This is a genomic window from Campylobacter concisus (assembly GCF_002913045.1).
In the GTDB taxonomy this organism is placed as follows: Bacteria; Campylobacterota; Campylobacteria; order Campylobacterales; family Campylobacteraceae; genus Campylobacter_A; species Campylobacter_A concisus_AP.
On sequence record NZ_PPAF01000041.1, the window covers coordinates 61217 to 84437 of the forward strand.

Sequence of the window (23221 nt, forward strand, 5' to 3'; positions counted from 1 at the left end):
TTGGGGCTAAAAGAGTATCTCTTCGGTAAAAGCTCAGAAGATAGGGCGTGTGATTTTTTACAAAAGCTTGGTTTTGTCATTTTAGAGAGAAATTTTCACTCTAAATTTGGCGAGATCGACATTATCGCACTAAGCAGTGATAAAATTTTACACTTCATAGAGGTAAAATCAACTAGCGGAGAATATGAAGCAGAGTATAGACTAAATAATGCAAAATATATAAAAATCTTAAAAACTATAAATTTTTATATGATGAAAAATGAGCCAAATAGAGATTTTCAAGTCGATTTGCTCGTTATAAAAAATGAAAATTTAGAACTAATAGAAAATATTAGTTTATAATAAAATTTATTATTTAGATAAAATTTAAATTTAATTTGTATAATTGCCACATTTTAAAAATAAGGAGAAAAAATGGGAAAATACATCGAACTTACAAAAGAAAATTTTGATGTTACAAAAGAAGGCGTTGCTTTAGTAGACTTTTGGGCTCCATGGTGCGGACCTTGCCGTATGCTAGCTCCAGTGATCGAAGAACTTGCTGAAGACTTTGACGGCAAAGCAAAAATTTGCAAGGTAAATACTGATGAAGTGCAAGATCTTGCAGTTGAGTTTGGCATCAGATCGATCCCAACATTGCTATTTTTCAAAAATGGCGAGCTAGTTGAGCAAATGGTCGGTGCGCAGTCAAAACAAGCCCTAACTGACAAACTAAATTCGCTTCTTTAATGAGCGAAAAAAGAAGAGGAAGCCTGCTTCCTCTTGCCTATATATTTGGTTCATTTTTTGGTGCAGCTATGATAGCGGCTGCATTTGCATATAGCAACTATCGTTTTTCACAATATAAATTTGTTGATTTTGCTAAGCTAGTTTTTTACGAAAAAAGCGAAATTTTCACTCCAAAAGAGCCAAAATACACGCTTTTAATCTTCAGTTCAAATCAATCAAAATTAGACGAAATTTTACCAACCAAAAATGAAACAGTTGTGGCGATCGATATCTTTCAAAAAAGATATGAGTCAAACTCAACACTAAAATACATAAGCTCAGATATTAATACAATTTTAGAGCTCATGCGAAATTTAAGCATTACAAAGCTTCCAAGTAGTGTTGAGATAGTTCATCAAAGGGGCGAAATTTATAAACAAAATTCGTCCATAAAAGTTTTAGAATAAAGGAAATTTATGCTTGATTTAGCGATCATCGGAGGCGGTCCAGCAGGACTAAGCGCCGGACTTTACGCCACTAGAGGCGGATTAAAAAATGTTGTAATGTTTGAAAAAGGCGAGCCTGGCGGTCAGATCACCTCTAGCTCAGAGATAGAAAACTACCCAGGTCAAAAAGCCCCTGGCGAGAGCGGTTTTGACTTTATGAGCACTTGGTGGAAGCAGTGCAGTGCATTTGGACTAGTTCATAAGTGGGCAAACGTCGTTGGTGTTAGAAAAAACAGCGACGGTAGCTTTGAAATTTTACTTGAGGGCGGTAAGAGCGAGCAGGCAAAGGCTGTCATCGTAGCAACTGGCTCAACTCCAAGACGTGCTGGCTTTAAAGGCGAGGATGAGTTCTTTGGCAAAGGTATTAGCACATGCGCAACATGCGATGGATTTTTTTACAAAAATAAAGAGGTAGTTGTCCTTGGCGGTGGTGACACAGCTGTTGAAGAGGCACTTTACCTGGCAAATATCTGCTCAAAAGTCTATCTAATCCATAGACGTGACGAATTCAGAGCGGCGCCAACTACGGTTGAAAAAGCTAGAAAAAATGAAAAGATCGAGTTTATAACAAGTGCGACGATAAAAGAGGCACTTGGCGATAAAATGGGCCTAACAAAGATCGTGCTTGATACCAAAAATGGTGAGCTCGTGCTTGATGTGCCGGGCATTTTCACATTCGTCGGACTAAATGTAAATAACGAAATTTTAAAAGATGAAAACGGCAAATTTATCTGCGAAATGGCTGATGGCGGACAGGTTAAGACAAACCTTAAGATGCAAACTAGCCTAAAAGGGCTCTTTGTAGCGGGTGACATCAGAGAGGACGCTCCAAAGCAAGTTATAGTAGCAGCAGGTGATGGCGCAGTGGCTGCACTTAGCGCTATGAGCTACATAGAAAGCTTGTATTAATACTAAAATTTAGCCAAATTTTTGGCTAAATTTTTCTTCTTTTTTTCTATCAAATTTTTGATTTTATACGTATTTTTAAAGCCTATTTGTAATCTATCTATAATAAATTTTATGTTAAATTTCAATCAAAAATCAAAGGATAAATTTTGGTAAAAATAGGCCTTTATGGTGCTAGTGGAAAGATGGCTCAAAGTATCATTTCTTGTTTAAAAGATGAAAAAGATGCTACTTTAGGCATCGCTTTTAGCCAAAAAAATCAGGTTGAAAATTTAAGTAGCGAACTTTTGACAAATGACTTTGCTAAATTTTTTGAAGGATGCGATGTGATAATCGACTTTAGTCAAAAAGAGGCGACCATAGCACTGCTAAACTACGCTAGAACTAATCCAAAACCACTAGTTATCGGTACGACCGGCTTAGATGATGACGAGAAAAATTTGCTCCACCTAGCATCAGGGGCTATGCCTATTCTTTACGCAACAAATATGAGTTTGGGTGTGGCTGTACTAAACCGCCTTGCAAGGATTGCTTCAAAAACATTAAGAGAATTTGACATAGAGATCGTAGAGCAACACCACAGGCACAAAAAGGACGCTCCAAGCGGTACAGCGATGACACTTGCAGGAAGTGTAGCTGAGACAAGAGATTTAAATTTAAAAGATGTTTTAGTGACTGGTAGAGCCGGTATGGTAGGGGCTAGGAGCAAAGACGAGATCGCAGTCATGGCACTTCGTGGTGGAGATGTGGTCGGTCGCCACACGGTTGGCTTTTATAATGACGGCGAGTTCATCGAGCTAAATCACACCGCAACGAGTAGGGCAACCTTTTCAAAAGGCGCGATCAGGGCTGCTATTTGGCTAAAAGATCAAAATAGTGGCTTATACTCGATAGACGATAGTTTAGGACTTGATGATTAAATTTGAGCTCGGTGATATAGAGAGCTATAGGCTAGAATTTGGTGATAAATTCTATCTGCCGGAGTGTGAAAAGCGTCAAAATTTAAGAACTGGCGATATAGTAAAGCTTATATTTAGATTTGAAGATGATGAGTTTGCTCAGGTTGAGCGCATGTGGGTGGTCGTTAGCGAAACAAATAACGGCGAATTTACCGGTATACCGGTATTTTAGACAATGAACCATTTATAAAAGGCTATTTAAATGCTGGCGATGAGATCAAGTTTAACTATAAAAATGTTCTTGAAATTTACAAAGATGATGAAAACTAAAGGAAAAAAATGTGTGCAATAGTTGGTATTATAAATTCTAAAGATGCAGCAAAGACTGCGTATTATGCGTTATTTTCTATGCAGCATCGCGGCCAAGAGGCAAGTGGTATTAGCGTTTGTGATGACGGAGAAATTTCTACTCACAAGGGTAATGGCCTAGTTACAGAGGTTTTTAATGAAGAAATTTTAAGATCGCTAAAAGGTGATATGGCGATCGGTCACAACCGCTATGCAACGGCTGGTAAAAACTCAGGTCGTGACGCCCAGCCAATAGCCGCTAACTACTCTTTGGGGCAGATTTCGATAGTCCATAATGGAAATTTGGTAAATAAAGATGAGGTTAGAGATGAGCTTATTAAGGATGGTGCGATATTTCAGACAAATATGGATACTGAAAATATCATCCATCTAATCGCAAGAAACCATAGCAAACACTTGCAGGACCGTATTATCGCGGCACTTGACAAGATAAAAGGTGCTTATTGTCTGCTTATCCAATCACGTCATAAAACCTTTGCCATAAGAGATCGCTGGGGTGTTAGACCACTAAGTCTTGGCAAGCTAAAAGATGGTGGATATATCGTAGCTAGTGAGACTTGTGCTTTTGACCTTGTGGGGGCTAGTTTTATAAGAGATATCAGGCCTGGTGAGATGATAGTCTTTGAACATGGAAAAAGTGAGTTTCAAAGCATTCAAATTTATGAGCCAGATCCTAGAGTTTGCGCCTTCGAGTATATATATTTTGCTCGCCCAGATAGTGTGATAGAAGGTAAAAGTGTCTATGAAGTTAGAAAAAAAATGGGTGAAGTACTAGCTAAAAAGAGCAAAATTAAAGCAGATTTTGTCGTACCTGTACCAGATAGCGGAGTGCCAGCAGCACTTGGGTATGCAAATGAGAGCAAGATCCCTTTTGAGCTAGCTATCACCAGAAACCACTATGTGGGTAGAACCTTTATCGAGCCAAGCCAAGAGATGAGGAATTTAAAAGTCAAGCTAAAACTTAATCCGATGTCATCGGTTCTAAAAGGTAAAAGTATCGTTGTTATCGATGATAGTATCGTTCGCGGTACTACTTCAAAAAAGGTGGTTGATCTTTTAAGACATGCGGGCGCTAAAGAGATTCATTTTAGAGTCGCATGCCCTGAGCTTAAATACCCTGAGCGATACGGTATCGATACGCCAAGCTTTGAAGAGTTAATAAGCTCTAAAAAAAATGCAGAGGAAGTAAGAGAATATATCGGTGCAGATAGCTTAGAATTTTTAAGCATAGACGAACTTAAAGAAAGTATCGGCAATGAGCGAAAATATTCGCTTGTAAGCTTTGATGGTGACTATTTCATAAAGTGAAAAATTTAGCCATTTTTTTGCTTGTTGCAATATTTTTTAGTGGTTGCTCACAAAAGAGTCCAAGCAAAAAAGATGAAATTTCTATTTACGTAAGCTACTATGAGATAAATGGCACAAAACAGCAGCTACAAATAAAAACCGTTCAAAATTTCGCAGAACAAAATGCTAGTGTGCCATTTTTTGGTGTAGTAAATTTTTTAGCAGAAGATAAAATTTTAAATGCTTATTCGCTTGCAAAGGGTACTATAAATGTACTTGAAGTAAATAATAGCTCTATAAATTTAAATAAATCAAGAGATATTCTAGCTTTAAAAAAAGCTAATGAGATAAAATTTTATGAGATAAGACCTGATGTGCTCGAGAGTGTTAAATTTAGCTCACAAAATAGTGTTTGCAGTGATTTTTTGTTACAAAAGCCAGTGTATGTAAATGTAGCAACAAATTACTATTTAAGAGATAATAGCTTTTTTGTAAGCATTATAGAAGCAAATTTCTTTTATAAAAAAGGTGCAAAGATCCTAAAAAAAGAGTTTGTTTATAATATAGCTGAGGCTAAAATCCTAGAGGAAGCAAAAGAATTTACACAAAAGACAAAGCAACTCTTTTTAAATGACCTACAAAAATTGGGAAGGCTACTTGATATACTTTGTACTTTTTAAATCTTTATCTTAAAAATTTGTGTTTATTGCAGATACTAAAAAGAAAAAATTAATATAAAATCAAACTAAGACTTAGCATTTTATCCTATGAAATTTGTGAAAATTTGCTTTAAATTTGACTTAGTAGCAATTTAGTTTTGTGATATTCATGCCGTTTTTAAAGTAAGGCGGATATGGCATATATACGGTAAATGGTGTGCTTTTTTGCTTTGGTAAATTTTTGGCTACATCAAATTTATATTCAACTGTATTTGGCCTCTCGTCCTTATCTGTGCCAAGAATCCATGAGAAAAATGAAAGCCCACTTGGTTTAAAAAATGCTTCACCGCCAAGGTCATTTTTATTTAGCGGTTGATTGATTAGTTTGACTGTCAGTGTGCAGTTGCTAATTGTAAATTTACCGATATTTCTCACTTGCCCCTTAAAAACAATACTCTCATTTCGCAAAATTCGCTCACTTTTTACATTTTCGAGCATACCTTTTTTTGTATATTTATCAAGCACTAGCATTAAAAAAACAGCAAGTGTGGTTGAGACTAGAATGTTTGTAAAAAATAGTGATAAAAATAACTTTCGCTCAGCCCTAAGTGAGAGAACAAGAAATAAAATGGAAAGCAGAGCAATCGCAAAAAGAACGATAATATGAACGATCGTAAAATATGCTGAGCTCATCAAAAACACTCCACTTTTTTAGAGATATTGTAGTCTATAAATGCGAAATCATTGACAAATTCTTTAACCTCAATGCTTTGCTTTGGTAAAAATTCCTCGTTTAAGATGATTCTTTTTCTAGCAAATGGATTAAGTGAGTTAAAAAAATCTTTCGTATTTTGTCTTGAGCTTAGATAGAAGTCAAGCTCGATTTTGCAGATACTAAGTACATTATTTGAATTATTTGTAATATTAAAATCAACCATTAGTGCATCGACATATTGAAGCTGTTTGGTGGTTATTTTGCTTATGCTAACTGGCCTTAAATTTTTATTTATATATTTGTTCGCGTAGTAATTACCTACAAAAAGTCCGAAAAAACCAGCCAAAATAAATAAAAATCCTATCTGCCACCATGATTTTATGGCGATAAAAATTCCTAAAAGTACGATTAGTATAAAAGCTAAAAATATCCAGCCATAGGCTAGAAAGTCAATGAGCTTTGCATTTTGCAATACAAAAAGTAAGTTGTGCTTAATGCTATTTAACATCTCGCGATCTTTTCTCTTCAATGCCGCTCATGCCAAAACGCCTTGCAAGTTCGTTTTTTACAGCATCTGGATGGATATTATGGGCCGAAAGTGTTACAAGTGCATGAAAGCAAAGATCAGCTGCTTCGTAGATTAGGTCATCTTTTGCTTTTTGCTCATCTTGCTTTGAGTTTTCTGCGAAACTAAGATCCTTTGCGGCCATTATAAATTCGCCAGCCTCTTCGCCAACTTTCTTTAAAATTTGATTTTCGCCTTTTTTAAAAAGACTTGCCACATATGAAGTCTCAGGGTTAGCATTTAGCTTTCTATCTTCTATCACATGGTAAAGCTCATCAAACACACCATAATTTATTTTTTTGACTTCAACTTTTGTATCTAAAATTTTGCCGTCATGCAAATTTATCTCATTAAAAAAGCACGACCTTGCTCCAGTGTGACAAGCAGCGCTTCCATTTTGAACCACTTTTAAAAGCAAAGTATCGTTGTCGCAGTCTAAAAAAGCAGCTTTTATCTCCTGAGTATTGCCACTTTCTTCACCTTTTTTCCAAATTCTATTTTTGGTGCGTGAAAAGTAGTGAGCGTAACGGCTAGATAGACTTAAATTTAATGCTTCTTCGTTCATGTAAGCAAGCATTAAAACTTCATTTGTGGCATGATCGCAAACCACTACTGGAAGCAATCCGCCAACTTTTTGCCAGTCTATACTTTTTGTTACGCTATTCATTTTTATCTCTCGCTTACTGAGCTAGCTCTTGCTTTATCTTTTGCGTCTAGCCAGATATTTGGCACAGCTCCGCCAGGTGTTAAGAAAATTTTAGCATCCTTGTTTTCTTTTAGAGCCTCGTTAAATTTGTTTTGCGTCTCGATCTGCTTTAAATTTAGTAGATTTTGATCGACACTTTTTGCGACCTCTTTGTTTGCATACGCAGTTGCGTCAGCCTCGATTTTAATGGCATCAGCCTTACCTTTTGCTTCAATGATCGCAGCTTTAGCTGTACCTTCAGCAAGTGCGGCTTGTTTTAAGGCTTCTTGATTTGCTCTTTCTACTTCGTATTTTGTTCTCTCAGCCTCTTGTTTTGCGATCTGAACACGCTCGATCTGCTCTTTTACCTTTGAAGGCAAGATAATTTCACGAAGCTGGACTGTTAAAAGCTCAACTGGCTTATTTGGCTGAGAGTCGATGTCTTTTCTTATGCCATCATCGATTTGTCTTGCTAGGTCGTTTCTCTTTGTTGGAAGCTCTTCTGCTGTGTATTTACCAGCGATACTGCGAACTACGTCACGAACGACAGGATCAACTATCTTGCTCTCCCAGCTAAGACCCCAAGAGGCGATAGTTTGTGGTGCGTTTTCTGGATTTAGACGGTATTGCACGGTAATATCGATGCTAACTGGTAAATTTCTAGCGTCCAAAACTGAGATAGAGTTTTTGCGTAAAATTCCAGCTCCTTGATAAGACTTTTGTAAGCTCTCGCCCATATCCTCGCCTGAAGTGTAGTTGATGATCCTAACTCTAGTATCAACTACTATGATGTCTTGGATAAATGGCAAAAAGAAGTGAAATCCTGGTTGCAGAGGATTTGGCTCATATTTACCCGCTGTGGCTTTGATGCCGACCTCGCCTGAGTGTATCACTTTAAATGGCTGAGTGATAGCAAGGATCGCGATAATGGCGATTATGATGTAGGCTAGTGCACCAAATTTACCAAAGCCACTTGGTATATTTGGCATTTTAAAATCCTTTTTAAAAGGTGGCTCTTTGTCGCTATTTTGACCTGAGCCCCTGTTGTCATTACCTGGCTTTTTTTTGTTGAAATAATCATTTAAATCAGCGGGCATTTCGTTCCTTTAAATCTTAAATATATGTTAAAAATGATTCGTATTTTTTGTTTAGACCATAAACTACGTCAAAGTAAGCTTTTTGTAGTCTCTTTGTCACTTCGCCTCTAGCGCCGTTGCCGATGATGCGGTTATCTATGCTATTTATCGGTGTTACTTCGGCCGCAGTGCCAGTGAAAAACGCCTCGTCAGCTGTGTAAGCCTGATCTCTTGTGATGCGCTCTCTTCTTACTTCGATGTCAAGATCGTGAGCAAGTCTTATGACTGTATCTTGAGTGATGCTAAGTAGGCTGTTGTCGTTTGGTGGAGTGATTAAAACACCATTTTCAACGATAAAGAAGCACTCGCCTGGACCCTCAGCCACAAAGCCTTCACTATCAAGAAGTAGCGCCTCGTCGTATCCAGCCTCTTTTGCCTCGTAGTTTGCCATTTGTGAGCTTAGGTAGTTTGAGCTAGCTTTTGCTCTGTTCATTTGAGCAGCAGGTGCGAGTTTGGCAAAGCTTGAAATTTTAACTCTAATGCCTTTTTCTAGGCCTTCATCGCCAAGATAAGCACCCCACTCCCATGAAGCGATAGCAGTTTGCACTGGTGCTTTTGTGTGAGCTACGCCCATTACGCCGTATCCTAAAAATATAAGTGGGCGGATGTAGACATTGCTGTTATATTTATTTGCGCGAAGTAGTTCGATCTGCGCTTTTTCAAGCTCTTCCTCAGTGTAAGGTACATTTAAAACAGTCATTTTTGCTGATCTTAAAAGCCTTTTTGTGTGATCTTGGAGTCTAAAAATAGCTAGACCTTTTTTTGTTTTATAAGCTCTTGTGCCCTCAAATACGGCATTAGCGTAGTGCAAAGAGTGAGTTAGAACGTGTACTTTTGCATCGTCCCATTTAACTAATTTTCCATCCATCCAGATAAATTCTGAAGCATTCATTGTTAAACCTTTCTTTTTTCTTAGAAATTTTGGTCTGAGTTTATCTAAAATTGCTTTAAATTTACATTTCTAAGACCAAAATTTGCAGATATTGCCCGCTAAAAACTACTTATCTAAAAGCTCTTGTACGATCTTTGCCATCTCATCGATTGATGAAGCTGCACTTAAATTTATTAAGTATTTGCCGCTTACTACAAAAGCTGGCACACCGCTGATACTTGCAACATCATAAGAGGCGAACCATGCGTCTAAAAGCTCTTTTGCTCGGTCGCTATTTAGTGCTTTTTCGTAGTCGTCCTTGCTCACGTGAGCTGCTTTAAGGGCTAAATTTATAAATCTCTCTTTGTCTTTGCCATCATCAAAATCATCTTTTTCATCATGTCTTGCTTTATAGATCGCAAATTTTGCTTGCTTAAATTTTGACTCATCGCTTAGTAGATCAGTGCCATTTGCCTCATCTATCGATATAAGAGCGGCAAAAATTTTACTTGCGGTCTCGCCAAGTTTGCCTTTTGTGCCTAGATGATATGGGATAAATTTCACATCTTCAAGCTTTGACATCAGCTTTTTTGTAATAGTCCGGTCAAATTTATAGCAGTGCGGGCAGTCATAGCTAAAGACCTTAACGACCGAGTTTTTAGGCACATTAAGCGGCTTTGCTAGAGTTTGATACTCCACGCCTTCAGTTAGTGCTGATAAATTTAGCGCAAAAAACGCACTTAAAATTAGCATTTTTATAAGCTTCATCTTTGCTCCTTATTTTGCTAGATCAGCTAGTACTTTTGCGGCGTGATCTTTGGCTTTTACGCTTTTATAAATTTTAACTATCTTGCCGTCTTTGCCGATCACAAAGGTGCTTCTAACGATGCCAAGATACTCTTTGCCATAGTTTTTCTTGACCTGCCAAACGCCATAAAGCTTTGAAATTTCTTTATCCTCATCGCTTAAGAGAATGTGCTTTAAATTTTGCTTTGCGATAAAGCCCACATGCGACTTCACGCTATCTGGGCTAACGCCTATGATAACGGTGTCATTTTTGATAAACTGATCGTAGTTTGCGCTAAATTCGCAAGCTTCAGTTGTGCAGCCTGGAGTGTTGTCCTTTGGGTAGAAGTAAAGCACTACATTTTTGCCTATAAAGTCCTTTAGTGCGACCTTTACGCCATCTTGATTTAGTGCTTCAAACTCTGGCGCCTTGTCACCAACTTCAAGTGTTATTTTTCGTTCAATATCTACTTTACTAAATTCGCTCATTTTATCCCCTTTCTCTTATCTTCTACGCTCTCGCCGCCTACACCGATATTGCTAGCATCGTGAGTTTCTATAAAAATCATAACCGCCTCTTTTTTCTTGCCAAGCACTCTTACAAGTGTTTCGGTTACTTCTTTAAAAACTTGATCTTTTTGCTCTTTTGTCGGCTCTGGGCCTGCTATTTTGATATTAACATAAGGCATTGTTGCTCCTTTTTAAGATGTAAAATATTAGCCAAAATGAGTGAAATTTCAGATTAAAGCCTTTATTTAAGAATTTGGCATTAAAATACAAAAACTTGTTACTAGGAGCGAAAAATGGACTACAACAAACATAACAAAGGCTTTGTTTGTTTTATGTATAGCTTTGGACGAAACAGGATAGTTTATGCTGTTTTGATGTTTTTAGTCATATTTTTGCTTGGTTTTTTGACATTTGGCTCAAGTGCTCAAGCTGACATTTTAAATTTACAAATAGCCCTTAGTGTCATGCTTTGCGGGCTTTTACTCATCCTTGTAAATCCAAAAATTTTTATCATTAAGCTAATTGGCTATTTAATTTCACTTGCTGGTGTTATGATCGCTCTTCACAATGCAAATTTACTAGGCGAAGGCTTTAGCTTATATTTTTACGCAAGCCTAGTTTTTGGCGCATTCATGATGCTTATGCTTCTTAGCTGGTTTGTTTACAACGCAAGAAGCAGCGAGATAAATGAAATTTAGTTTGCCACTCCCATAAGCACGCTTGTGTAGGTGTTTTGCTTAGGCTCTGAGCTTGTTGCATCATTTACATTTATGCGGCCAGTCTCAAGCCCAGCCTTTATGAGCGCTTCTTTTACCGCATTTGCACGCTCATTTGCAAGTTCAACTAGCTTTTCTTTATCCACTTCGATGGTTTTTATTGCCTCTTCTCTTAAGGCCTTATCGCTTTTATCTTTAGCGTTTGGAACGAGAGAATTTAGCACGGTAATATAATCTTTGCCGCCTGAGGCAATTATTTGATTTATCTTTTGATCAAGCTTTTTTTCTTTAAAGTAGAGCACATCTATTTCGGAGTAAGTAGGCGTGATGCTAAGTTTCATCATAGGCTTTGCAGTAGTTAATTTTATAAAATCAGCTATTTTTGGTGCTTCTGAGCTTATTAGCTCGCTACTTCCAGCAAGAAAATCGATAGAGCTTAGATCCTTGCTACCAAGCCCTAGAGCATTACCTAAAAATCTAAACGGAGCTAATGTAATGTCTGCAAAGAGCTTTTTAACAGCGGCCCAAATGACACCGCCATATTTAAAGTCAGGATCGTCTAAATTTCCCTCAACTGGCAGGTCGATGTTTATTTGATTATTTTGATCGCTTAATATCGATATAGCAAGCGAAAGTGGTAAATTTACAGCATCTTTTGAATCAACCTTTTCTCCAAGTGTGAGTGTGTCAAAATTTATAAGATTTGAGCCGTTTAGTTTTGAATCAACAACGCTATAATTTAGATTTAAATTTAACTTACCTTTTTTTATTTTATAGCCCAAAAATTGCCCACTATATGGCGTTATGTCGATTAGATCGATATCTTTAAAATCAAGCTTAATATCGGTATTTTGCTTTAACTCAAAAGGAAATAGTTTTGCTGTAATCTGAGAGAAGCCATTTTTGCCAACTACGCCTTTAAACTCACCCGAACTTGGACGTTTTTTATCGATGTCAGTTAGCTTGCCGTTTAGATTTGAAATTTTTGTAGCAAATGGCATAAATAGTGACGCATCTGAAAAATCAACCTCGCCGTTGTTAAGTGAGAAATTTTTGATACTAAAATTTAGCTCGTCATCTTTTTTAATAGCTGCCTTTTTGCTCTCAGTTTTTTGCTCACTTTGGGCTTTGCTTTTATCTTCTTTTACGATTTTGCTTAGATTAAATTCACGCTCTTTGCTTAGATGAGCCTTGATAAATGGTGAATTTAAAGCAACTCCAGTAATTTCAAGATTATCTTTAAAAAGTGAAATTTTATCTACATCTAAACTTTTAAACGCGATTAGCTTTTCTTTATTTTTATCATCTAATCTAATATCTTTTACACTAAGTTTTGCATCTGCTTTTATATCTTTTGCATAGTGAAGCTCGGCGTTTGCACTCATCTCTCCACTTGAAAGATCTGCCTCTAAAAATGGCTTTGCGTAGGCAAAATATTTTGGCAAATTTTTATCTTCAAGTTTGATTTTAGCAGTTATATCAAGTGGTTCAAGTTTGATCTTTGAGGTTAGGTCTAAATTTAGCTTTTGCGAGCTTTTCATATCCACTTTTGCGTCAAATGGCTTACTAAAATCGCTACTTAAATTTGCTATTTTTACAAATAAATTATCAAATTTATGAGCGATCTTCTCGCCTTCAAAAAGGTGTGTCAAAGCGATATTGGCGTTATTTACATTGATATTTTTTATGTCAAATTTAAACTCACTCTCTTTGCTTTTTGAAGCTGATGTATTCTCTTTTTTGGTTTTATTGCGATGATTGGCTGTTTTTGCCGGCTCTTTATCGCCAAGCCTAAGCTGGTTTATCGCGCTTAAGCCGCTATCATTTAACTCCGAGTTAAATTTTGGTCTATTTACATCGATATTCTCGGCACTCAAAGCCATATTTAAAATGTCAAATTTGATCGTTTTTGTAAGCACATCAGCGATATCTAAAATTTCTTTATTTTTTGCCTTTAAATTTATGCCATTTATACTAAGCTCATCAATAGTCGCAAGGCTTTTATTGATATCTTGAGCGAAGCTAATGTTTGAGATTTTAGTCCCTGCCACATTTGCATTCGCATTTTTACTAAGTGGGGCATTGATATCATCAAACGCTATTTTTTCAAGCGTGAGAGCTGTTTTGTTATTTGCTAAATTTGCATTTAAATTTGAGGCATTTATATCTTTTAGATTTACTAAATTTTTACTGGCTTCGTCTATTTTTAGGGTATTTGCATTTATGCTATTTAGTGCAGCTGTCGCATTTAGCTCACTTTTTTCATTTAAATTTGCTAAAAGCGAAATATCGTTTAAATTTAGCGATTTTAAGCTTGCTGTTATTGCATTCTTAAATGATACATCGCTTAAATTTATGGCATTTAACTCTAATTTAGCATCTATCTTGTCTGCTATTTTGCTTGATAGATCAAATTTTGGAAGCTCTAACTCACCAAGACTTAGTTCGTTTTTACCCTCATCTATGCTTAGTGATTTTATATTTAAAAAGCTATCCTTTAAATTTATATTTGTAGCGTTTTCATCGGCAATTAAAGCGTAATTTATTCCTAAATTTATGACCGCATTTTTAAGATTTAGTGTGTCGTTATCGATAAAGCTAATCGCCACTGGATCGATACTAAAATCCTTTATGCTGACGTTGCCCTCTATCTTTAGTGGATTTAGCTTGATATCGCCATTTAGATCGATCTTGTGAGCTAGAGTCGAGTTTGAGTCAAAAATATGGCTGCCTGCACTATTTTTCTTCGTATTTAGCGAGCTTAGCTCGTAGTTTATATCATCAAAGCTTACGTTAAATGGATTTGTGAGGTTTTGATCGCTATATGAAAATGAACCTTTGATGATTTTTGCGTTATTTAGGGCAAAATTTATAGAACTAGTACTGTTATCTTCGGTAGTTGCGTTATCGTTGCTTATAAAATTACTAAAGTTAAATTTTGAATTTTTATCTCGTAAAATTTTGACATTTGGCTCTTGAAGCCTAAAAATATCAACTTCAACTAATTTTTTAAAGATAGAAAATGGCTTTAGCTTGATGTCGATTTGCTTTGTGCTAAAAAGTGGTGAAGTAGTATTTAGCTCGGTATTTGTGGCATTTAGCTCGAAGGTAAATGGATTAAATTTAGCACTTTCCACAAAAAGCGTTGCGTTGTAGTCTTTTAGATATTTTGGAGCAATATTTTTAATGCCATAAGGTACTCCAAAAAATCCAAGAAGAGTATAAATAACTAAAAGTGAAACTACGCAGATGGCTGAAATAAGTGCTGTTTTTTTATTTTTATTCATTGTAAAATTTACCTTGTTATTATCTAAAATAGGGAGAGATTTTACTTCAAAAAAGGTTAAAAGATAGTTAGAAATTTAAAACTTCTATACTATAAATTTACATTTAGCTTAATAATACTTTTATACGATTCGTATTACTATGCAGAAATATTTTTAAACAAAGGGGATTGTGATGAAGAAAATTTTGCTTGTCTTTTTTTTGTTATTTGGCATTTTTTCTCATGCAAATGAAAATGCCGTTGTAGTCGCTATCGAAGAGCAAACACCTCGTATAAATCCACTTTACGACGAGGATCACGATCCTACGCTTTCACTCGTTTTTTCGGGCCTTACGAGCCACGATGAAAATAGCAACGTCGTGCCAGAGCTTGCGAAGTCTTGGCAGGTGAGCGATGACGGGCTGGAGTATATTTTCGAGCTAAGAGATGATGCCTTTTGGCATGATGGGGTAAAATTTAGCGCAAAGGACGTTAAATTTACTATCGAAGCGGCTCAAGATAAGAAGCTAAATGCGCCTGCTATCTCAAATTATGAAGTCGTAAAAAGCGTTGAAATTTTAGGGGATTATAAAGTAAAGATTACGCTTAATGAGCCGTTTCCGCCATTTCTTGACGCACTTAGTTTTGGTGTTTTGCCTGAGCACATTTTAAAAGGCAAAGATATCTCAACCGATAAATTTAACGAGGCTCCGATAGGAACTGGCGCATATAAGCTAGTAAAATGGAAAAAAGATGAGAGCTTGGAATTCGCGGCAAACGAGAAATTTTACAAGGGTGAGCCAAAGATAAAAAGGGTATTTTTTAAAATTGTTGGTGATGAAAATTTAAGGCTCGTTGGGCTTAAAAGTGGTGAGATCGACGTCGCACTCATCTCTCCAACTGGTGTAAATTTCATAAAAGATGATAAAAAACTAAGCTTGCTTAAGTTTAAAAGTGCGGACTATAGAGCTTTGATGTTTAACTTTGAAGATCCTCTTTTTCAAGATAAAAATGTAAGAATCGCCCTAAACTACGCGGTAAATAAAGATGAGATAGTTAAAAATTTATTTCACGGATATGCAAGTGTGGCGAACAATCCGATAGAAAAAAGCTTTGCAAATGACGGTGAGTTTAAATTTAGCTACGATCCGCAAAAGGCCAAAGAGCTACTTGAAAAGAGTGGCTTTAAGAAAAACAAGGCTGGCTTTTTCGAGAAAGACGGCAAGGAGCTTGGCTTTGATATCTACGCCTTTAATAACGACATCTTAAGGGTCAATCTAGCCAAAATTTTAAGCAGTGAGCTAAATAAATTTGGCGTGAGAGCCAAAGCCTACGCAAAGCCAAGAACAGCCTTTAGTATAAGCGAGGTTGATAGCTTTATCATCGGCTGGGGAAGTCCGTTTGACCCAGATTTTCACACGTATAGAATTTTTGGTGGACTTGCTGATGTGAGCATAAATGAAAATGGCTGGAATTTTAACCACTACAAAGATGCAAACGTTGATATTGCCCTAAAAAATGCAAGATATACAAAGGATGTGGAGCTTAGAAAAAAATACTACAAAGAATTTCTAAAAGCGCTTTTTGAAAATCCACCTTACATTTTCATAGCCTATCTTGACTATCCACTCGTCTTTAACAAGAAAATTTCAGGCATCAAGACGCAAATTTTGGGTCACCATGGAGCTGGATTTTTATGGAACATAAGAGAGTGGCAAGTAAAATAGCGGATAAAAACTTTGTTTAGAACCATTTTAAAAACAGCGATCTCAAGCCTTGGATTGCTGTTTTTCATCTCATTTTTTCTATTTTTGCTCATATATTTTTTGCCAGGAAACGTCACTGACGCGATGTTTTCAAGGAGCGAGGCGATAAATTTAGCCATAAAAGAGCAAATTTTAAGAAATTTAGGGCTAAAAGATAGCTTTTTCGTGCAGTATTTTAGGTGGCTAGCTCACTTTGTCGCAGGGGATTTTGGTACCAGTTTTGTAAGCGGGGCAAGCGTGTCACTGCTCATTAAAGAGCGGCTTTTAAACTCGCTTATTTTATTTTTTGCTTCGTTTTTTTTGATAACTCTTTTGTCCTTTTTATTAGGGCTTTTAAGTGCCATTTATAAGAATAAATTTGCCGATATTTTTATAAACTTTAGCTCCTTTTTGCTGGCATCACTACCACATTTTTACGTAGCACTCGTGCTGATAGCTATCTTTAGCGTCTATCTAAATTTGCTACCAAGTTCAGGTGCAAATGAGCTAGGATCTAGCGGAGTAGGAGCAAAATTTATCATCTTGCCAACGCTTGCCATCATCTTGCCACACCTTGGCGCAAATGTGAAATTTGTAAGAGACAGGCTAAATCAAAGCTTAAACGCTGATTTTATCCAGACAGCTCACGCTAGAGGTTTGGGGCGCGGCAAAATTTATCTCTTTGCCATAAAGCACGCAAGCACCGATATAGTCTATTATTTCGCAACCCTTGTGGCTGGCGTTTTTGCTGGCTCGTATGTCATTGAGAGCATTTTTTCATTTCCGGGCATAGGCAAACTTAGTCTTGATGCAGTCATCGCCAAAGACTATCCAGTCGCACTTGCGACCATTTTACTAACGGCTGTTTTTGTCGTTTTTGCAAATTTGCTAGCAAAAATTTTTGCCATCTTGGCAGATAAGAGAAATTTATGAGAAAAGTCATATTTTTCTTAGCCTGTTTTGTCTTTTTGGCACTTGTCACATTTGCCTTTGTGGCGCCATTTTTTTCTAAATTTGAGCCAAATTTTACTGACTTTATGGCGGTAAATTTAGCCCCAAGTAGCGAGCATATCTTTGGCACTGACATCCTTGGTAGGGATAATCTCATAAGAGTGGCCTACGCGCTTAAAAACTCGCTTCTTATCTTGCTTCTTGCTGGCTTTTTAACGACACTTTTTTCGCTCATATATGCCTATTTTGGCACGAGTAAGAGCAGGGTTTTCGAGAGCCTTTTTGATAAGGGGCTTGATGCATTTTTAAGCATCCCAAATATCGTTTTTATTATGCTTTTTAGCTCATTTAGTAATGGAGATATACTTATCACCTCTTTTATCATCGCCATTTGCTCGTTTATGCAGGGTGCAAAAGTTTTTATGCAAAATTTTAGACTTAATAAAAAGTGCGACTACGCCGAGCAAGCCATGATAAATGGGGCTAGCAAATTTAGCCTGATCTGCTTTGAAATTTTGCCAAATTTAAAGCATTTAATAATTAGCATCTTTGGCATAAACGCGATAAATGCGGTTGTCATGGAGGCTACGCTAGGCTTTTTTGGTGTGGGTAGTGACGCAAATAAAATAAGCCTTGGCATCATGCTAAATGAGAGTAAAGAGGCACTTTTTCTGGGCTCTTGGTGGATGGTGCTTTTCCCTGGTGTGACGCTCTTTTTGCTCATCCTAGCAACCTCGATCATCACGTCAAATTCAAAAAATGGCAATATAAAAATATGATAGAGATTAAAAATTTAAACGTTTTTTATAAGGATAAGAAGCTTTTGCGTGAGCTTGATTTTGCCATGAGTGAGGGTAAATTTATAGGTATCACTGGCGCAAGTGGCAGTGGCAAATCGCTCTTTACAAAGAGTTTAATAAGGCTTTTTGATGATGATTTTAGAGTGAGGGCGGATAAATTTAGCATTTTTAAAAAAGATATCTTAAAACTTAACCAAAATGAGCTAAAAGAGCACCGAAAAAAGGTCGCTGCGCTCATCTTTCAAAACTCAGTTGCCAGCCTTCATCCACTCTTAAACGTGGGCGATCACTTTAACGCCTATCTTGGTGGCGATAATAAATCAAATAAAGAGCTTGCATTTGCTTATTTTAGGGAGTTTGGGCTGGGTAATGCAAATCTCATCTGGCACAAATACTCATACGAGCTAAGTGGAGGCGAGGCGAGCCACGTGCAGATCGCTTTGGCGCTTTGTTTGAAGCCAAAAATTTTAGTATGCGACGAGATAACAAGCGGGCTTGATAGCATTAGCGCTAGCCACGTGGCGGGCATCTTAGAGAGCCTAAAAGGCAAGATGAGCGTCATCTTTATCTCGCATGATGAGGCGCTAACGAACTATCTTAGTGATGAGATTTGGCAGATGAGAGATGGGCAGCTAAATTTAAAGTAAAATGTGTGAAAATCAGGCTTGAAAACGTCTCAAAAAGTTTAAGCTTTAAGGAGCATTTTAACGCTAGAGCTGAAGTTTTGCACCTTTTGGAGGGGATAAGTTGCGAGCTTGATGATGGCGAAAATTTAGCCATTTTAGGTCAAAGTGGCAGTGGCAAAAGCACGCTTGCAAAGCTCATATCATTTAGTGAGCCAAAAAGTGGGGGCAAAATTTATATAAACGATGAGGAGATCACGGACAAAAATGAGCTCAAAAAAGATATCAGATATATCTTGCAAAACCAAAAACAAGCCCTAAATCCAGCGCTAAAAGTAAAAACCGCGATCGCCCACGTGAGGTCGTATCTTAAGCTTAACTTCAGCGAAAATGAGCTTAAAGAGCTTCTAGTGAATTTAAATTTAAAAGATAAAATTTTAGAAAAATATCCATCTCAGCTAAGTGGCGGCGAGGCGACAAGGGTTGGGATATTGTTAGCTCTTCTTTCAAAACCAAAAATCTTAATCTGTGACGAGATAACAAGTGGGCTTGATAACGAGACGAAGCAAAAGATCATAAATTTGCTTTTAAGCTTAGATGAAAAGATCAGCATTATTTTTATCACGCACGATATTTTAAGCGCGATGAAGATAGCACAAAAGGTGCTAATAATCGAGGCTGGCAAGCAGGTGGCGTGGGGTAAATTTGAAGATCTTGCAAGCCAAAATGTCCTTAAAAAATACCTTGATGCTGCAAAAATTTATAAAAATAATCTTTGATATAATGCGAGCAAAAAAAGGTTAAATTTTGCTAGTTCACATCTGCTGCTCGGTCGATAGCCACTACTTTTTAGGGCGCTTACGAAAAGACTTCCCAAATGAACGAATAGTCGGCTATTTTTATGATCCAAACATACATCCATATAGCGAATTTTTACTGCGTTTTGAGGACGTGAAGCGAAGCTGCGAGAAGCTAGGCATCGAGCTAATATGCGGCGAATACGACTATGAGGCGTGGCTTGGTGGCACAAAGGGGCTTGAAGATGAGCCAGAAAAGGGTAAAAGGTGCGAGTACTGCTTTGATTTTCGCATGAAAGACTCGGCTAAAAAGGCGCTTGAGCTAGGACTTAGTAAGATCACAACGACGCTTTTAATGAGCCCAAAAAAGGACTTTACTCAGCTTAAAAAGGCGCTTGATGAGGCAGTGGCTGGCTCAAATTTGGAGGCTGTTGCGGTTGATTATAGAAAAAATGGCGGCACAAGCGAGCAGTTTATCCTCGCTAAAAAAGACAAGCTCTATCACCAAAATTATTGCGGCTGCGTCTTTGCGCTAAAAAAACAGCGCGACTCGCAAAATTTGCCTCAAAGTGAGCTAATGAGCGAGCTACACGCAAGGGCGCTTTATGGTAGTATTGAAGCTAGGCTTGAGCTTTATAAAAAGGTGCGCGAGTGCGAGGCAAAGGGGGAGAAATTTCACCTTTTTAGAAGGCGATTTTTAAACTATAGGCTTTTGCGTGCTAGTGTTAAATTTGAAGGTCGTGTGACACCGAGCTACTTTGTGCTCTACTCTGGCTTTAAAAGAGAGAGCTTAAAGCTAAATGTGGAGCGTGACTGCGAGATGGACGATGAGCTAAAGGAGGGTGCGATATTTATGAGTATTGATCTCTTTAATAAATTTACAAATAGCGAATTTAAAAGCGTAGATGAGCTTTGTAAAAGGCCACTTGAGCTTGATGATGAGCTAAAATTTCGCCGTGATATGAGCGGGGAGTTTTCGCAAAATCCTATTATCATCTTAGACGAGGTCAAAAAGGGCAGCTACGAAATTTACGCAAAGGCTGTTTTTTACAACGATAGCGAAGAAATTTTGGTTTTAGATTAAAAGGTAAGTTTATAAAATTTATCTTAAAGCAGTGAATTAAATTTTTGCCACATAAGGCGAAATTTAGAGATTTTTAAAAGAGGCTAATAATTTTTTTCTTAGTATAAATTTGTTACAATCGCCACAAATTTACATTACTAAGGCTAAAACGTGATAGACGTCGTAGAAATTCAAAAAATTCTCCCACATAGATTTCCATTTTTGCTTATCGATAGAGTTGTCGAGCTAGAGCCAGCTAAGAATATCGTCGCTTATAAAAATGTAACCATTGGTGAGCCGATATTTCAGGGGCACTTCCCAGGTCACCCGATCTATCCTGGCGTGATGATCATTGAAGGCATGGCACAAGCTGGTGGCGTGCTAGCGTTTAAGAGTATGAGCGACGAGCATCAGGCTGGTATCGAGAATAAAGTGGTTTATTTTATGAGCATAGACGGAGCAAAATTTCGCCATCCTGTTCGCCCTGGAGATAGACTAGAGTATAGACTAAATGTGCTAAAGCATAAGGGAAATATTTGGGTGCTTGAAGGCAAGGCATATGTAGATGACGCACTTTGCGCCGAGGCTGAACTAAAAGCGATGATAGTAGATAAATAGGCTTTAAAAAAAGAGAGACAATGAAAAATATCCACCAAACAGCCGTTATAGAAGATGGAGCGATCATTGGAGATGACGCAAATATCGAGGCTTATGCATTTGTAAGTAAAGATGCGGTCCTTGGCAACAACGTCACGATAAAGCAAGGCGCAAGGGTGCTTGGCAAGACTAAAATCGGCGATAACTCTCGTGTATTTAGCTATGCGATCGTGGGCGATATCCCGCAAGATATCAGCTATAAAGATGAGATTGATACCGGCGTCATTATCGGCGAGCACGCAACTATACGTGAGTTTTGCACGATAAACTCAGGCACGCACAAAGGCGATGGTATAACAAGGATCGGTGATAATGCTTTTATAATGGCATATTCTCACATTGCACACGACTGCATAATAGGCAGTAACGTCATTTTGGCAAATAACGCAACCCTGGCAGGTCACGTCGAGCTTGGTGATTATGCTGTTGTGGGCGGTCTTACGCCAATTCATCAGTTTGTTAGAGTAGGGGAAAGCTGCATGATTGCAGGTGCAAGCGCGCTTAGCCAAGATGTAGTGCCATTTTGCCTAGCTGAGGGCAACAGAGCTTATATAAGAAGCTTAAATTTAGTTGGCATTAGGCGTAGATTTGACAAAGAGCAGGTTGAAGAGCTTGTTCGCGCTTATAAATTTTTGTTTAATCAAGGCATTAGCCTAAAAGATCAAGCAAACGAACTAATCGCAAAAACCAGCGATGAAAATGTTAAAAAAATGTGTAAATTTATATTAGAAACGACAAGAGGAATTCCGCTTGCAAAAGGAAGAGATTAATGGCTAGAAAGTGTAATTTTTGTGGCGAGGCTGAGTCTGCTGAGAGAAGATTACTCGCTGATATCGAAGGGAACGCCTATATATGCGAGTATTGTATCGCTGCTGCATACGATATGATACATGGAGATACTAGCGTAGAAGAGAGTAAAAATGACGAAACGATAGAGTATCAAAAGCTCACACCAAAGGAGTTAAAAGCGGTACTTGATAACTACGTGATCGGTCAAGATAGAGCTAAAAAGGTCTTTAGCGTCGGCGTATATAACCACTATAAGAGAATTTTTAAACAAAGCGACATTAAAGACGATACTGAAATTTCAAAATCAAACATCTTACTTGTTGGCCCAACTGGAAGCGGAAAGACGTTGATGGCTCAGACTTTAGCGAGATTTCTTGATGTGCCTATCGCAATTTGTGACGCCACAAGCCTAACTGAGGCTGGATATGTCGGTGAGGATGTTGAAAATATCCTAACAAGGCTCTTGCAAGCTGCAAATGGCGATGTTAAAAAGGCGGAGCAGGGCATTGTCTTTGTAGATGAGATCGATAAGATCGCTAGAATGAGTGAAAATAGAAGTATTACAAGAGACGTTTCAGGCGAAGGCGTACAGCAAGCGCTTTTAAAGATCATCGAAGGAAGCGTCGTGAACATCCCACCAAAAGGTGGCAGAAAGCATCCAAACCAAGACTTCATCCAGATAGATACGACAAATATTTTATTTGTTTGTGGCGGTGCATTTGACGGACTTCTTGATATTATCGAGAGAAGAGTTGGTAAAAACGTACTTGGATTTAATCAAGAAAAACGTGGCAAAAACGAAAAAGAAAATTTACTAAGCCTACTTGAGCCAGACGATCTTGTAAGATATGGCCTCATCCCAGAGCTTATTGGCAGACTTCACGTGGTAGCTACTCTAAATGAGATAACAAAAGAAGATATGGTTAAAATTTTAACCGAGCCAAAAAATGCGATATTAAAACAATACCAAAAGCTTTGTGCGATTGACGGTGCTACGCTTAAATTTGATGATGAGGCACTTGAAGAGATAGCAAGTCTGGCTATTGAGAGAAAAACCGGAGCTAGAGGGCTTAGAAGCATAATGGAAGAGCTTATGACAGACATAATGTATGAGCTACCAGAGTTAAAAGAGTATGATATTGTTATCTCAAAAGAGACTGTAAAAGATAAGGCAAAGCCAATTTTAATAAAGCACGATAAGAAAATAGCGTAA

At 37.6% G+C, this 23221-nt stretch carries 27 protein-coding genes; 18 read left to right on the forward strand and 9 right to left on the reverse strand.

The window, feature by feature from the left end:
- The 8 genes from CYP43_RS08585 (at window position 1) to CYP43_RS08620 (ending at window position 5355) form a co-directional block, all read left to right on the forward strand.
- Window positions 1-342 (forward strand): YraN family protein, encoded by a 342-nt coding sequence (locus CYP43_RS08585; protein WP_103583272.1) that lies wholly within the window; start codon window positions 1-3, stop codon window positions 340-342.
- 72 nt (window positions 343-414) lie between these two features.
- Entirely contained in the window at window positions 415-729 is a 315-nt protein-coding gene (gene trxA, locus CYP43_RS08590; RefSeq protein WP_012001054.1) for a thioredoxin, read from the forward strand.
- Window positions 729-1175, forward strand: coding sequence for a hypothetical protein (locus CYP43_RS08595; RefSeq protein ID WP_103583273.1), 447 nt, complete (start codon window positions 729-731; stop codon window positions 1173-1175). The genes trxA and CYP43_RS08595 overlap by 1 nt, the downstream gene beginning before the upstream one ends.
- A gap of 9 nt (window positions 1176-1184) precedes the next feature.
- Complete coding sequence (locus CYP43_RS08600) at window positions 1185-2123, forward strand: NAD(P)/FAD-dependent oxidoreductase (RefSeq protein ID WP_103583274.1); 939 nt, start codon at window positions 1185-1187, stop codon at window positions 2121-2123.
- Between the two features lie 146 nt (window positions 2124-2269).
- A complete protein-coding gene (dapB, locus tag CYP43_RS08605; RefSeq protein ID WP_103583275.1) occupies window positions 2270-3040 on the forward strand; it encodes a 4-hydroxy-tetrahydrodipicolinate reductase in 771 nt (256 codons plus the stop codon).
- The gene (locus CYP43_RS08610) at window positions 3033-3251 is read left to right on the forward strand and encodes a hypothetical protein (RefSeq protein WP_103583276.1); all 219 of its coding nucleotides are present in this window, start codon (window positions 3033-3035) and stop codon (window positions 3249-3251) included. The genes dapB and CYP43_RS08610 overlap by 8 nt, the downstream gene beginning before the upstream one ends.
- A gap of 107 nt (window positions 3252-3358) precedes the next feature.
- On the forward strand, window positions 3359-4696 hold the full coding sequence (gene purF, locus CYP43_RS08615) for an amidophosphoribosyltransferase (RefSeq protein ID WP_103583277.1): 1338 nt from the start codon (window positions 3359-3361) through the stop codon (window positions 4694-4696).
- Window positions 4693-5355: a hypothetical protein gene (locus CYP43_RS08620; RefSeq protein WP_103583278.1), complete on the forward strand. Its 663-nt coding sequence runs from the start codon at window positions 4693-4695 to the stop codon at window positions 5353-5355. Before purF ends, CYP43_RS08620 begins: the two co-directional genes overlap by 4 nt.
- 120 nt (window positions 5356-5475) lie before the next feature.
- Here CYP43_RS08620 and CYP43_RS08625 read toward each other — a convergent pair whose 3' ends face one another.
- The 8 genes from CYP43_RS08625 to CYP43_RS08660 all read right to left on the reverse strand — a co-directional run bounded on the left by CYP43_RS08625 (window position 5476) and on the right by CYP43_RS08660 (window position 10781).
- Window positions 5476-6027 (reverse strand): DUF2393 family protein, encoded by a 552-nt coding sequence (locus CYP43_RS08625; RefSeq protein ID WP_103583279.1) that lies wholly within the window; start codon window positions 6025-6027, stop codon window positions 5476-5478.
- Window positions 6027-6557 carry a DUF2393 family protein gene (locus CYP43_RS08630; protein ID WP_103583280.1) on the reverse strand — a complete coding sequence of 177 codons (531 nt, stop codon included), beginning with the start codon at window positions 6555-6557 and terminating at the stop codon, window positions 6027-6029. Before CYP43_RS08630 ends, CYP43_RS08625 begins: the two co-directional genes overlap by 1 nt.
- Entirely contained in the window at window positions 6547-7281 is a 735-nt protein-coding gene (gene hisIE / locus CYP43_RS08635) for a bifunctional phosphoribosyl-AMP cyclohydrolase/phosphoribosyl-ATP diphosphatase HisIE (protein WP_103583281.1), read from the reverse strand. Before hisIE ends, CYP43_RS08630 begins: the two co-directional genes overlap by 11 nt.
- Window positions 7282-7283: 2 nt before the next feature.
- On the reverse strand, window positions 7284-8396 hold the full coding sequence (locus tag CYP43_RS08640) for a prohibitin family protein (protein ID WP_103583282.1): 1113 nt from the start codon (window positions 8394-8396) through the stop codon (window positions 7284-7286).
- Between the two features lie 16 nt (window positions 8397-8412).
- Window positions 8413-9327 (reverse strand): branched-chain amino acid transaminase, encoded by a 915-nt coding sequence (locus tag CYP43_RS08645; protein WP_103583283.1) that lies wholly within the window; start codon window positions 9325-9327, stop codon window positions 8413-8415.
- 105 nt (window positions 9328-9432) lie between these two features.
- On the reverse strand, window positions 9433-10074 hold the full coding sequence (locus CYP43_RS08650) for a thiol:disulfide interchange protein DsbA/DsbL (protein WP_103583284.1): 642 nt from the start codon (window positions 10072-10074) through the stop codon (window positions 9433-9435).
- 9 nt (window positions 10075-10083) lie between these two features.
- On the reverse strand, window positions 10084-10581 hold the full coding sequence (gene bcp, locus CYP43_RS08655) for a thioredoxin-dependent thiol peroxidase (protein ID WP_103583285.1): 498 nt from the start codon (window positions 10579-10581) through the stop codon (window positions 10084-10086).
- Window positions 10578-10781, reverse strand: coding sequence for a tautomerase family protein (locus CYP43_RS08660; protein WP_021090801.1), 204 nt, complete (start codon window positions 10779-10781; stop codon window positions 10578-10580). The genes bcp and CYP43_RS08660 overlap by 4 nt, the downstream gene beginning before the upstream one ends.
- Window positions 10782-10895: 114 nt before the next feature.
- Between CYP43_RS08660 and CYP43_RS08665 the strand changes: the two genes are divergently transcribed.
- Complete coding sequence (locus CYP43_RS08665; RefSeq protein ID WP_103583286.1) at window positions 10896-11300, forward strand: hypothetical protein; 405 nt, start codon at window positions 10896-10898, stop codon at window positions 11298-11300.
- Here CYP43_RS08665 and CYP43_RS08670 read toward each other — a convergent pair.
- Entirely contained in the window at window positions 11297-14605 is a 3309-nt protein-coding gene (locus CYP43_RS08670; protein ID WP_103583287.1) for a DUF748 domain-containing protein, read from the reverse strand. The two genes, CYP43_RS08665 and CYP43_RS08670, sit on opposite strands and share 4 nt — an antisense overlap.
- A 172-nt stretch (window positions 14606-14777) precedes the next feature.
- On the opposite strand from CYP43_RS08670, the gene CYP43_RS08675 reads away from it, so the two are divergent.
- The 9 genes from CYP43_RS08675 to clpX all read left to right on the forward strand — a co-directional run bounded on the left by CYP43_RS08675 (window position 14778) and on the right by clpX (window position 23221).
- Complete coding sequence (locus CYP43_RS08675; protein ID WP_103583288.1) at window positions 14778-16310, forward strand: ABC transporter substrate-binding protein; 1533 nt, start codon at window positions 14778-14780, stop codon at window positions 16308-16310.
- Between the two features lie 12 nt (window positions 16311-16322).
- Window positions 16323-17261, forward strand: a complete 939-nt coding sequence (locus CYP43_RS08680; RefSeq protein ID WP_103583289.1) for an ABC transporter permease — start codon at window positions 16323-16325, stop codon at window positions 17259-17261.
- Entirely contained in the window at window positions 17258-18058 is an 801-nt protein-coding gene (locus CYP43_RS08685; RefSeq protein WP_103583290.1) for an ABC transporter permease, read from the forward strand. The genes CYP43_RS08680 and CYP43_RS08685 overlap by 4 nt, the downstream gene beginning before the upstream one ends.
- Complete coding sequence (locus tag CYP43_RS08690; protein WP_103583291.1) at window positions 18055-18726, forward strand: ATP-binding cassette domain-containing protein; 672 nt, start codon at window positions 18055-18057, stop codon at window positions 18724-18726. The genes CYP43_RS08685 and CYP43_RS08690 overlap by 4 nt, the downstream gene beginning before the upstream one ends.
- A complete protein-coding gene (locus tag CYP43_RS08695) occupies window positions 18690-19481 on the forward strand; it encodes an ATP-binding cassette domain-containing protein (protein WP_180998677.1) in 792 nt (263 codons plus the stop codon). Before CYP43_RS08690 ends, CYP43_RS08695 begins: the two co-directional genes overlap by 37 nt.
- A 28-nt stretch (window positions 19482-19509) precedes the next feature.
- Window positions 19510-20583, forward strand: coding sequence for an epoxyqueuosine reductase QueH (locus CYP43_RS08700; protein ID WP_103583292.1), 1074 nt, complete (start codon window positions 19510-19512; stop codon window positions 20581-20583).
- Between the two features lie 150 nt (window positions 20584-20733).
- A complete protein-coding gene (gene fabZ / locus CYP43_RS08705; protein ID WP_021091063.1) occupies window positions 20734-21180 on the forward strand; it encodes a 3-hydroxyacyl-ACP dehydratase FabZ in 447 nt (148 codons plus the stop codon).
- A 20-nt stretch (window positions 21181-21200) separates the two neighbouring features.
- The gene (gene lpxA, locus CYP43_RS08710; RefSeq protein ID WP_084041622.1) at window positions 21201-21989 is read left to right on the forward strand and encodes an acyl-ACP--UDP-N-acetylglucosamine O-acyltransferase; all 789 of its coding nucleotides are present in this window, start codon (window positions 21201-21203) and stop codon (window positions 21987-21989) included.
- Window positions 21989-23221, forward strand: a complete 1233-nt coding sequence (gene clpX, locus CYP43_RS08715; protein WP_021090629.1) for an ATP-dependent Clp protease ATP-binding subunit ClpX — start codon at window positions 21989-21991, stop codon at window positions 23219-23221. Before lpxA ends, clpX begins: the two co-directional genes overlap by 1 nt.

Bases quoted from the DNA above. Each gene is read 5' to 3' on its own strand.
- trxA (WP_012001054.1), top strand. From the start codon at position 415: ATGGGAAAATACATCGAACTTACAAAAGAAAATTTTGATGTTACAAAA.
- CYP43_RS08595 (WP_103583273.1), top strand. From the start codon at position 729: ATGAGCGAAAAAAGAAGAGGAAGCCTGCTTCCTCTTGCCTATATATTT.
- CYP43_RS08600 (WP_103583274.1), top strand. From the start codon at position 1,185: ATGCTTGATTTAGCGATCATCGGAGGCGGTCCAGCAGGACTAAGCGCC.
- CYP43_RS08610 (WP_103583276.1), top strand. From the start codon at position 3,033: ATGATTAAATTTGAGCTCGGTGATATAGAGAGCTATAGGCTAGAATTT.
- purF (WP_103583277.1), top strand. From the start codon at position 3,359: ATGTGTGCAATAGTTGGTATTATAAATTCTAAAGATGCAGCAAAGACT.
- CYP43_RS08625 (WP_103583279.1), bottom strand. From the start codon at position 6,027: ATGAGCTCAGCATATTTTACGATCGTTCATATTATCGTTCTTTTTGCG.
- CYP43_RS08630 (WP_103583280.1), bottom strand. From the start codon at position 6,557: ATGTTAAATAGCATTAAGCACAACTTACTTTTTGTATTGCAAAATGCA.
- hisIE (WP_103583281.1), bottom strand. From the start codon at position 7,281: ATGAATAGCGTAACAAAAAGTATAGACTGGCAAAAAGTTGGCGGATTG.
- CYP43_RS08640 (WP_103583282.1), bottom strand. From the start codon at position 8,396: ATGCCCGCTGATTTAAATGATTATTTCAACAAAAAAAAGCCAGGTAAT.
- CYP43_RS08645 (WP_103583283.1), bottom strand. From the start codon at position 9,327: ATGAATGCTTCAGAATTTATCTGGATGGATGGAAAATTAGTTAAATGG.
- CYP43_RS08650 (WP_103583284.1), bottom strand. From the start codon at position 10,074: ATGAAGCTTATAAAAATGCTAATTTTAAGTGCGTTTTTTGCGCTAAAT.
- bcp (WP_103583285.1), bottom strand. From the start codon at position 10,581: ATGAGCGAATTTAGTAAAGTAGATATTGAACGAAAAATAACACTTGAA.
- CYP43_RS08660 (WP_021090801.1), bottom strand. From the start codon at position 10,781: ATGCCTTATGTTAATATCAAAATAGCAGGCCCAGAGCCGACAAAAGAG.
- CYP43_RS08665 (WP_103583286.1), top strand. From the start codon at position 10,896: ATGGACTACAACAAACATAACAAAGGCTTTGTTTGTTTTATGTATAGC.
- CYP43_RS08670 (WP_103583287.1), bottom strand. From the start codon at position 14,605: ATGAATAAAAATAAAAAAACAGCACTTATTTCAGCCATCTGCGTAGTT.
- CYP43_RS08675 (WP_103583288.1), top strand. From the start codon at position 14,778: ATGAAGAAAATTTTGCTTGTCTTTTTTTTGTTATTTGGCATTTTTTCT.
- CYP43_RS08685 (WP_103583290.1), top strand. From the start codon at position 17,258: ATGAGAAAAGTCATATTTTTCTTAGCCTGTTTTGTCTTTTTGGCACTT.
- CYP43_RS08690 (WP_103583291.1), top strand. From the start codon at position 18,055: ATGATAGAGATTAAAAATTTAAACGTTTTTTATAAGGATAAGAAGCTT.
- lpxA (WP_084041622.1), top strand. From the start codon at position 21,201: ATGAAAAATATCCACCAAACAGCCGTTATAGAAGATGGAGCGATCATT.
- clpX (WP_021090629.1), top strand. From the start codon at position 21,989: ATGGCTAGAAAGTGTAATTTTTGTGGCGAGGCTGAGTCTGCTGAGAGA.